Origin of the sequence: Streptomyces sp. HNM0574 (genome assembly GCF_012726235.1) — a bacterium.
Classification (GTDB): Bacteria; Actinomycetota; Actinomycetes; order Streptomycetales; family Streptomycetaceae; genus Streptomyces.
On sequence record NZ_JAASAH010000013.1, the window covers coordinates 161,085 to 169,929 of the forward strand.

Genomic DNA, 8,845 nt, shown 5'->3' on the forward strand with positions numbered 1-8,845 from the left:
TTGCTCTACGGAATTCGGCATCCAAGCCTAAACCCGGCCACAGGCCCCGCCAGGGCCGGGCGCGGTCGGCCCCGTACGCGGCCCCGGTACGCGACGAGCCCCCGGCGCGGGGCCGGGGGCTCGGGTGTGCGGCTCGGGGCGCGCGGGGGCGCGGCGGGCCGGTCAGCGCAGGCGGGCCATCAGGGCGTGCTCGACGAGGGTGATGAGCGCGCTCTTGGCGTCCGCGCGGTGCCGCGCGTCGGTGGTGATGATCGGGGCGTCGGGGCCGATCTGGAGCGCCTCGCGGACCTCTTCGGGGCCGTAGGGCTGGTGCCCGTCGAAGCCGTTGAGGGCGATCACGAAGGGCAGGCCCGAGTTCTCGAAGTAGTCGACCGCGGGGAAGCAGTCCGCCAGCCGGCGGGTGTCCACCAGCACGACGGCGCCGATCGCGCCGCGCACCAGGTCGTCCCACATGAACCAGAAGCGGTCCTGACCGGGCGTACCGAAGAGGTACAGGATCAGGTCCTGGTCCAGGGTGATGCGGCCGAAGTCCATCGCCACCGTGGTGGTGGTCTTGTCCGCCGTGTGCGTCAGGTCGTCGATACCGGCCGATGCGGAGGTCATGACGGCCTCCGTGCGCAGCGGATTGATCTCCGAGACGGCGCCTACGAAGGTTGTCTTGCCCACGCCGAACCCGCCGGCCACCACGATCTTCGCGGAGGTGGTGGAACGGGCTGAGCCCCCGGCGATGCCGCCGCCGCTAGAGCTTGCGAAGTCCACTGAGCACCCTTTCGAGCAGTGTCACGTCTGGCTGGCCGTCGCTGGTGGTCGCGTCGCCACCGGGCTGGTGGATGGCGACGAGACCCGCCTCGGCCAGGTCGGCGACGAGGATCCGGGCGACGCCGAGCGGAATGGTCAGGAGTGCCGAGATCTCAGCCACCGACTTGATCTCGTAGCACAGGCGGCAGATCCGCTGCTGCTCGGGCAACTGCCCCTGCAGCCGGGCGGAATCGGCCGTGGTGTGCACCAGTGCCTCGATGGCGAGCTGGTACCGGGGACGGGTCCGGCCACCCGTCATGGCGTACGGACGCACCAGCGGCTGCTGCTCGCTGCGGCCGCCGACGCCCGGCTCGGGGCGGGCGGGCGCGGGCTGCACCGGCTGGATGCGGGGCGCGGGGGGCTGCTGTCCGTACTCCGGGGGCTGGGGCTGAGGCGGTTGCTGGGCGTGGCGTCGCGGCGGGGCCTGCGGCTGCTGCTGCCGCTGCTCGAACTGCGGCTCGTAGGGCTGCTGTTGCGGCTGCTGCTGGGGCTGCTGCGATGGGTGCCGCACGTGCTCGCTGGGTGCGGAGGGGAAGTTGAAGCGCTTCAGGTGCGTCGGTTCCCCGCCGGAGGCCGGGGTCATGTCGTCCTGATGACCATAGCCGTACGGCGACGGACCGCCTGGGGGCGTTGCCACGTTCTCCTCCTCCGACTCACGGGCTTGCGGGCCACATCTTCCAGTACTGCTTCAGCTCCTGGGCGAGGCACCGCGTCTGAGCACCTTATGGTGCCCAGACGCGAATGCGCACGGCCTGTCTGCTGGCTGAGAACCTGTGGGTGGCTCTAGTTCAGCAGGCTGCCCTGGAGTTCGGCGCGGAGATCCGGTGTGAGAACCGTGCCCGCACGGTCGACGAGGAGTGCCATCTCGTAGCCCACGAGGCCGATGTCGGCCTCGGGGTGGGCGAGTACGGCGAGCGACGAACCGTCGGAGATGGACATCAGGAAAAGGAATCCCCGCTCCATCTCCACAACTGTCTGGTTCACGCCACCCCCCTCGAAGATCCGGGAAGCCCCCGCAGTGAGCGAGGTCAGACCCGAGGCGACCGCGGCCAGTTGGTCGGCGCGGTCACGCGGGAAGCCCTCGGACATCGCGAGCAGAAGTCCGTCGGCGGAGACCACCACCGTGTGGGAAACACCCGGGGTGTTCTCCACGAAGTTGGTGATCAACCAGTTCAGGTTCTGCGCCGCCTGGCTCATCGGGCTCACACTAACGCTCCTGATCGTAGGTGCTGCCGGGGCCGAAGCCCTGTCGGTCATTCTGATTGGCGTCGCCCGCGATACGTCCCCGCCGGACACCGCGGTGCAGATTGCTCAGCCTTCCGCGGACGTCCTCGGGAGCGCGGGAGACCGAAGGTCCTCCCTGCGGGCTCTGCTCCGCCGCGCCCTCGACCAGGTTGGCCTTGGGCACGCGCCGGGGCAGACCGGAGGAAGTGACGCCACCGGCCTGCGGGTCGCGCAGCTGTCCGGCCCGGTTCCAGCGCTCGTCGTTCGACGAACGCCAGCCGCCGCCGAGGCCGAACGCACCCGTCTGCTCGGCAGGGTTCTCCTGCGCGGGCTGCGGGGACGGCTCGGGCCCGCCTGACTGCTGCGCCTCCGGGTTCTCCGCCTGCGCTCCCCGTGCCCGGTCACGGCGCGGGAGTCCCGCGTCGGTCGTGGATCGGAAACCGCTGGGGGAAGGACCCTGAGTGTCGAAGCCTACGCGGTCCCGACCGGCGTCGTGGACGCCGGGCAGGGATTCCGCTTCCGGCCCCGGGGTTCCGTACTGCCGTTCGTACAGGGCCTGTTGGGGATCCTGTGTCTGTTCGAAGAACGACTGCTGGGACGGGTCGTGGTGCTGCGGGGCCGACTGTGCCCCGCCCTGCGGAAGCAGTGCTTCAGGACTGTCGTCCTCCGCCTGCTGATCTTCCGCTACGGCTCGCGGCGCGTCCCGCAGCGGCTCCCGGTACAGCTCCGGGTCGCGCCGCGGGAGGTGCAGGCCCGGCTGTGCGGACTGCTCCTGCGCGGGCTCCTGGCGGGCCTGGCCGCGCAGGAACGGGTCCTGCGCGGGCTGGAATTCCTGGCCCTGCCGCGGGACGTTCCACTCGGGCCCGCCGAAGGCGTCGGCGCCGGAACCCTGGCCGAAACCGCCCGGTCCGAAGGCGTCCTTACCCTGGCCGAAACCGCCCTGGCCGTGACCGGATCCGTCGGGCTGCTGCCCGTGCGGGCCGCCCTCCGGCTGCTGCTGGGGGTCGCCGCCCTCCAGGGCCGCGCGGCGCTCCTCGCGGGCGAGGGAACGGCTCACCGGATCGAGCGACGAGAGGTCGTCGGGAACCTCGAACCGCGAGTCGTCGAAGCCGAGTTCGGCGGCCGAGATCTGGCCCTCGTAGGCCGGCTGCAGCGGCGCCTGCTCCTGCATGATGCGGGAGACGTGGAAGTCCTCCTCCACGACGTCCTCGCCGCCACCGCCGTGCGTCATCGCCTCGGGCAGCATGACCAGCGAGGTGGTGCCCGCCTGCTCGCCCGAGGGGCGCAGCTGGACGCGGATGCCGTGCCGGTCCGCGAGGCGGCCGACCACGAACAGGCCCATGCGCTGGGACACCGCGGCGTCCACGACCGGCGGGTTCGCCAGCTTGTGGTTGATGTCCGCGAAGTCCTCGGCGGTCAGGCCGATGCCCTTGTCGTGGATCTCGATCATGATCCGGCCGTCCGGCAGACGCGTCGCGGTGACCTGCACCTTCGTCTGCGGCGAGGAGAACGAGGTCGCGTTCTCCAGCAGCTCGGCCAGCAGGTGCACGAGGTCGTTCACGACCTGGCCGTGGATCTCGCTCTCCGGCACACCGGAGATCTCGACCCGCTCGTAGTACTCCACCTCGGAGGAGGCGGCGCGCAGGATGTCGACCAGCGGGACGGGCTGCGTCCAGCGGCGTCCCGGCTCCTCGCCCGCGAGGACGAGGAGGTTCTCGCCGTTCCGCCGCATGCGGGTGGCGAGGTGGTCCAGGCGGAAGAGGTTCTCCAGCTGGTCCGGGTCGGCCTCGTTGTTCTCCAGGTCCGTGATGTAGCCGAGCTGGCGCTCGATGAGGCCCTGGTTACGACGGGACAGGTTGGTGAAGATCGCGTTCACGTTGCCGCGCAGCAGCGCCTGTTCGGCGGCGAGCCGGACGGCCTCGCGGTGCACCTGGTCGAAGGCGCGGGCGACCTCGCCGATCTCGTCGCGGCTGTCGATCGGGATCGGCCGGACGCGGGTGTCGATGCGGCCCGGGTCGGTGCGCGAGAGCTGGTCGACCAGCTCGGGCAGCCGCTGCTCGGCGACGTCGAAGGCCGCGGTGCGCAGGCTGCGCATGTTGCGGCTCATCGAGCGGGCCATCATCCCGGCGAGGATGAACGCGGCGAGCAGGGCCAGCAGCACGATGACGCCCATGATGATCGCGTCGGTGCGGGCGTCGTCGGCGATCGCCTCGGTCTCGGCGACGGCCTTGTCGGCCAGCTCCGTCTCGATCGAGCGGTACGCGTCGAACTTGCCGGTGGAGGCGGCGAACCAGGTCTTCGCGGTGACGCCCTGCGACTTCAGCGTCGAGGGGCGCGCGCCGGTGCCGATGGCGTCGGTCATCTTGGCGACCGAGGGCGGCGCGACGAAGGGGACGCCCTTGGCGCGGGCCTTCTGCTGCGCGGCCGCGCTCTTCTTCTTGCCGGCCTCCTCGGCCTTCTTCAGCTCGGTCTTGAGGAGGTCGACGTCCTCGGGGAGCCCGCCGGAGGTGTACTCGCCCAGGGCGATGTTCTCCAGGTAGGCGTAGCTCGCGAACGCGGTGAGCTGCTCCTTCTTGTCCTTGGCCGTGGGGCCGGGCTCCAGGAGCAGGTGGGTGCCGAGGGCGCGGTCGAGCGAGAGCGCGGCCTTGGCCAGGGAGATCGCGTAGACCGTGCGGCCGTAGCTGGTGACGTTGCCGGTGCCGAAGCCGAGCTCGTTGGCGAACTCCATCAGCGGGTGCTGGATGGTGACGTAGCCCTCTTCGGTCTTCACGCCGGGCAGCCGGTCGGTGTAGGCCGCGTCCCGCAGGTCGTCGAGCTTGGGCTCCTGCTTGCGGAAGGCCGCGAGGCGGCGGTGCAGGCCGTCCTCGTCGGGCATCCGGTCGACGGCGCGGTCGAAGTCGGCCTTCGCCTTGTCCGTCGCGGCCCGCACCCGCTCGACCTCGGGGTTGTCCCGGTCGCCCGCGAGGAGCGGGGCCGCGGTGCGGTCGCGCTCGTCGATCAGGGCGTTGCCGTAGGTGGCCGCCGCCTCGACCAGTTCGGCCGTGTGCGTGGCGTCCTCCGCCTCGTTCCAGGTCGATATGGAGTCCTGGACCTGGAGGCCCCCGAAGATGAGGCCGACGATGACGGGGAGCAGAAGAATGGCGTTGAGCCGGGTGGGCACCCGCCAGTTGCGTATCGCCATGCGGCTGCCCGTGCCGCCCGTCGGCTGGGCGGCACTTCTCGGCTGCTGCGAGGTGCCTCCTCCCGGGGCCGACGACGCACGGGACGGCGGGGTGAAGTTACCCCGCTCCTCTCCCCGGGCCTGCTGCGGAGCAGAGCCCGTCTTGCTTCGCCTCACTCGACTCCTTCACCTCTCGGCACTCGGCACGCGCCCCGCGGCCCCCCGACGACCGGCGACGTGCTGTTCGTTACTGCTGAGTTCAGGGAATTGCAGCACGCCCGGGCGGTGCGCTCCAAACAGTTCGGCCGCGGCCCGGGACGCCGGAAGCACGCGAAAGAGGACACCGAAAAACCGGGCATTGCGACCGTCGCGGAGCAAAAGGAGGGAGAACTGTGCGCAGAGTGGAGCGCCGCGCTCGCCAGCCGTGTTGGGCGGCTGCCGAATTCACTGTCGAAACGTTATGAAGGCGATTCGGCATGGCGAAGAACACAGCTGAACACCGGACGGCCTTCGGGTGGCCGGCCGGTCGACGTCAGCTGTCCTGCGGTCAACTCGGTGCAGGGAAGGGGCAGTTGGGGCTGCGGCCGATGAGGGAGGGCAGCAGATCCTCAGCCGGTGCGGGAGCGCGGGCGGTTACTTGAGGCGGGCGAGCAGGGCGTGCTCGACGAGCGTGATGAGCGCGCTCTTGGCGTCTCCGCGGTGCCGCGCGTCGGTGGTGATGATCGGGGCGTCCGGGCCCAGTTGCAGTGCCTCGCGGACCTCTTCGGGGCCGTAGGGCTGGTGCCCGTCGAAACCGTTCAGCGCGATCACGAAGGGCAGGCCGGAATTCTCGAAGTAATCCACCGCGGGGAAACAGTCCGCGAGCCGGCGGGTGTCGACGAGGACGACGGCGCCGATCGCGCCGCGCACCAGGTCGTCCCACATGAACCAGAAACGGTCCTGACCCGGCGTACCGAACAGGTACAGGATCAGGTCGTCGTCCAGCGTGATGCGGCCGAAATCCATCGCCACGGTGGTGGTCGACTTGTCCCCGGTGTGGGTCAGGTCGTCGACTCCCGCCGAGGCGGAGGTCATCACGGCCTCCGTGCGCAGCGGATTGATCTCCGAGACGGCACCGACGAACGTGGTCTTGCCCACGCCGAACCCGCCGGCCACGACGATCTTCGCGGAGGTCGTCGAGCGGCCGTCGGAGGGTGCGGCGCTGTCGTCGTAACCCGTCATCGGGCCCGCCTGCGGGCTAGAGCTTGCGAAGTCCACTGAGCACCCTTTCGAGCAGTGTCACGTCTGGCGCGCCACCGGGCTCGGAACCGCCGCCGGGCTGGTGGATGGCCACCATTCCGGCCTCGGCGAGATCGGCGACGAGGATGCGGGCCACCCCCAGCGGTATGGCGAGCAGAGCCGAGACCTCGGCGACGGACTTGACCTCGCGGCACAGCGAGCAGATCCGCTGGTGTTCCGGGAGCAGTCCCTGCAGCTGCGCGGGCTCGGCGCTGGTGCTCACCAGGGCTTCGATGGCGAGCTGGTAGCGCGGCCTGGTGCGCCCGCCGGTCATCGCGTAGGGACGGACCAGCGGCTGGTCGCCTTCACCCCCGTACGGCGCGTGCTGGTTCGCGGCACCGTACGGGCCGGGAGAAGGGGGCGGCGGGGTCATGGCTCCTCCGAGCGAGGCATGAGGTCGACTGTCGGACTGAGGTGGCTCATGTGGGGGGAGCTGCTGGTCAGTTGAGAATGCTGCCCTGGAGCTCGGCCCGCACGTCGGGGGTGAGCACCGTGCCCGCGCGGTCGACGAGCAGGGCCATCTCGTAGCCCACGAGGCCGATGTCGGCCTCGGGGTGGGCGAGTACGGCCAGTGACGAACCGTCGGAGATCGACATGATGAAGAGGAAGCCCCGCTCCATCTCGACCACCGTCTGGTTCACCCCGCCTCCCTCGAAGATCCGGGAAGCCCCCGCGGTGAGCGAGGTCAGACCCGAGGCGACGGCCGCCAGCTGGTCGGCGCGGTCGCGCGGGAAACCCTCGGACATCGCGAGCAGAAGTCCGTCGGCGGAGACCACCACCGTGTGGGAAACACCCGGGGTGTTCTCCACGAAGTTGGTGATCAACCAGTTCAGATTCTGCGCCGCCTGGCTCATCGGACTCAACTAACGCTCCTGCTGGTAAGTGGGGCCTGTGCCGCGCCCATCCGTACTGCCGGCCTGTCGGCCCTGCTGGATGCCACGGCGGAGGTTGGTCAGCCTGCCGCGTACGTCGTCGGGCGCACGCGAGACCTGCGGACCGGACTGTGCGGACGACTGCTGCTGTGCGGTTCCCGCGACCAGGTTGGCGCGGGGCACGCGGCGCGGCAGGCCCGAGGTCGTGACTCCGCCGGCGGCGGGCTGGCGGACCTGCTCGGCCCGGCGCCAGCGCTCGTCGTTCGGGGAGGCGCCCCACTGCGCTCCGTCTTCGTCGGAAGGGGCGGAGGCAGGGGGTGCGGTGGTGTCGGCGGCGCCGGTGGGGGCGGCGCCGTTGTCGGTGCCGCGGGCCGTGGGGCGCTGCGGCATCGGCGGGACGGAGGGGGCCGGCCCGCCGGGGCGGGTGGCCTGCGTCGGCGAGGGCTCCGGTGCGTACGGGGCGGGGCCGTCCTGCGCGGACGGGGCCTGCCGCGGTGCTTCCGAACCGGTGCCGCCACGGAACCAGTTGGACTCCATCGACGCGAAGATCGGCGTCGGTGCGTCCGCCTCGGCCGGGGGGCCGACGGGTATGCCCTGGGCGTCCACGGCGTCGGCGCCGACACTGCCCGGCAGGACGGCCGGGTCGGTGTCCTGCGGGGCGGGGTAGCCGTGGCCGTCCGTGTCCTGGCCGCCGGCCGTCGCGCCGGTGTACCCGGGGCGGGCGTACTCGCCGGTGGACTCGGGCTCGTCGTGGCCGCGCGGGCCGTCCTCGACGCCGGGCGCGGCGGCCCAGCTGGGGCGCTGCTGCGCGGCGTCGGCGTCCTCGGCCGCGGGGCCGTTCCCGGCGGGCTCGGCGCCGGGGCGTCCGGCCGAGGCGCCGGGGATGTCGTCGGGACCCTCGCCGGGGCGCGGGGTGTTGAAGGCGGGGCGCGCGAACTCGGCGGTGTCGCCCGGGCCTTGCTGCCCGGACTCGGCCGCGTCCGCCTCGTCCTGCTCGGGGGCCGGACGCGGGGCGGGCGCGGAGCCCTGGGCGTCGGGGCGTCCGGCGGAGGCGCCCGGGATCTCCGTCAGCTCGGCGGGGCCCGTCCCGCCGGGGCCGATCTGCGGCATCTCGGCGGTGTCGCCGGGGCCGGCGGAGCCGGAGCCGGAGGCCGTGGCGCCGGACGGGCCCTGGGTGCCGCTGCCGCCGGTGAGTTCACCGGCGGGGCCGCTGCGGGTGGGCAGCGGCGGGGCGCCGGAGGGGCCGGCGGGGCGTGCCGGACGGGACTCGCCGGGGCGGCCCGGGGACGGCACGGCCGGGGCCGGGACGCCGGAGGCGTTCGGGGCGCTCCCGTCCTGCGGCGGGCGGCCCGAGGGGCTGTCGCCGAAGAGGTTCGTGGCGGGGGCGCCGGATTCCGCGCCGGGGAGCGCGGGACGCGTGCCGCCGGAGACCTGGCCGCGCGGGGCGGCGCCGGGCCTGCCGGAGGCGCCCGGTCCGCCCGGGCCGCCGCGCTGGAGGGCCGCGGCGAGGCCG

Annotated in this window: 8 protein-coding genes and 1 pseudogene; 1 reads left to right on the forward strand and 8 read right to left on the reverse strand. The window is 72.2% G+C overall.

Annotated elements, in window-relative coordinates; genetic code table 11:
- Positions 1 to 162: 162 nt before the first annotated feature.
- The 4 genes from HCC30_RS21475 to HCC30_RS21490 all read right to left on the reverse strand — a co-directional run bounded on the left by HCC30_RS21475 (position 163) and on the right by HCC30_RS21490 (position 5,359).
- Positions 163 to 759: an ATP/GTP-binding protein gene (locus tag HCC30_RS21475; protein ID WP_169444262.1), complete on the reverse strand. Its 597-nt coding sequence runs from the start codon at positions 757 to 759 to the stop codon at positions 163 to 165.
- Positions 740 to 1,435, reverse strand: a complete 696-nt coding sequence (locus tag HCC30_RS21480) for a DUF742 domain-containing protein (protein WP_169444263.1) — start codon at positions 1,433 to 1,435, stop codon at positions 740 to 742. The genes HCC30_RS21475 and HCC30_RS21480 overlap by 20 nt, the downstream gene beginning before the upstream one ends.
- A gap of 146 nt (positions 1,436 to 1,581) precedes the next feature.
- Entirely contained in the window at positions 1,582 to 1,995 is a 414-nt protein-coding gene (locus HCC30_RS21485; RefSeq protein ID WP_169444281.1) for a roadblock/LC7 domain-containing protein, read from the reverse strand.
- A 10-nt stretch (positions 1,996 to 2,005) separates the two neighbouring features.
- On the reverse strand, positions 2,006 to 5,359 hold the full coding sequence (locus HCC30_RS21490; protein ID WP_169444264.1) for a nitrate- and nitrite sensing domain-containing protein: 3,354 nt from the start codon (positions 5,357 to 5,359) through the stop codon (positions 2,006 to 2,008).
- 60 nt (positions 5,360 to 5,419) lie between these two features.
- On the opposite strand from HCC30_RS21490, the gene HCC30_RS21495 reads away from it, so the two are divergent.
- The gene (locus HCC30_RS21495; protein WP_169444265.1) at positions 5,420 to 5,773 is read left to right on the forward strand and encodes a hypothetical protein; all 354 of its coding nucleotides are present in this window, start codon (positions 5,420 to 5,422) and stop codon (positions 5,771 to 5,773) included.
- 42 nt (positions 5,774 to 5,815) lie between these two features.
- Here HCC30_RS21495 and HCC30_RS21500 read toward each other — a convergent pair whose 3' ends face one another.
- From HCC30_RS21500 to HCC30_RS21515, 4 genes and pseudogenes are all read right to left on the reverse strand, one after another.
- Positions 5,816 to 6,403, reverse strand: coding sequence for an ATP/GTP-binding protein (locus HCC30_RS21500; RefSeq protein ID WP_169444266.1), 588 nt, complete (start codon positions 6,401 to 6,403; stop codon positions 5,816 to 5,818).
- Between the two features lie 16 nt (positions 6,404 to 6,419).
- Positions 6,420 to 6,833: a DUF742 domain-containing protein gene (locus HCC30_RS21505; protein WP_169444267.1), complete on the reverse strand. Its 414-nt coding sequence runs from the start codon at positions 6,831 to 6,833 to the stop codon at positions 6,420 to 6,422.
- 67 nt (positions 6,834 to 6,900) lie between these two features.
- Positions 6,901 to 7,314 (reverse strand): roadblock/LC7 domain-containing protein, encoded by a 414-nt coding sequence (locus HCC30_RS21510; protein ID WP_169444282.1) that lies wholly within the window; start codon positions 7,312 to 7,314, stop codon positions 6,901 to 6,903.
- A gap of 9 nt (positions 7,315 to 7,323) precedes the next feature.
- Positions 7,324 to 8,845 (reverse strand): annotated as a pseudogene (locus HCC30_RS21515) (histidine kinase); the annotation flags it as partial.

Bases quoted from the DNA above. Each gene is read 5' to 3' on its own strand.
- HCC30_RS21500 (WP_169444266.1), bottom strand. From the start codon at position 6,403: ATGACGGGTTACGACGACAGCGCCGCACCCTCCGACGGCCGCTCGACG.
- HCC30_RS21510 (WP_169444282.1), bottom strand. From the start codon at position 7,314: ATGAGCCAGGCGGCGCAGAATCTGAACTGGTTGATCACCAACTTCGTG.
- HCC30_RS21485 (WP_169444281.1), bottom strand. From the start codon at position 1,995: ATGAGCCAGGCGGCGCAGAACCTGAACTGGTTGATCACCAACTTCGTG.
- HCC30_RS21505 (WP_169444267.1), bottom strand. From the start codon at position 6,833: ATGACCCCGCCGCCCCCTTCTCCCGGCCCGTACGGTGCCGCGAACCAG.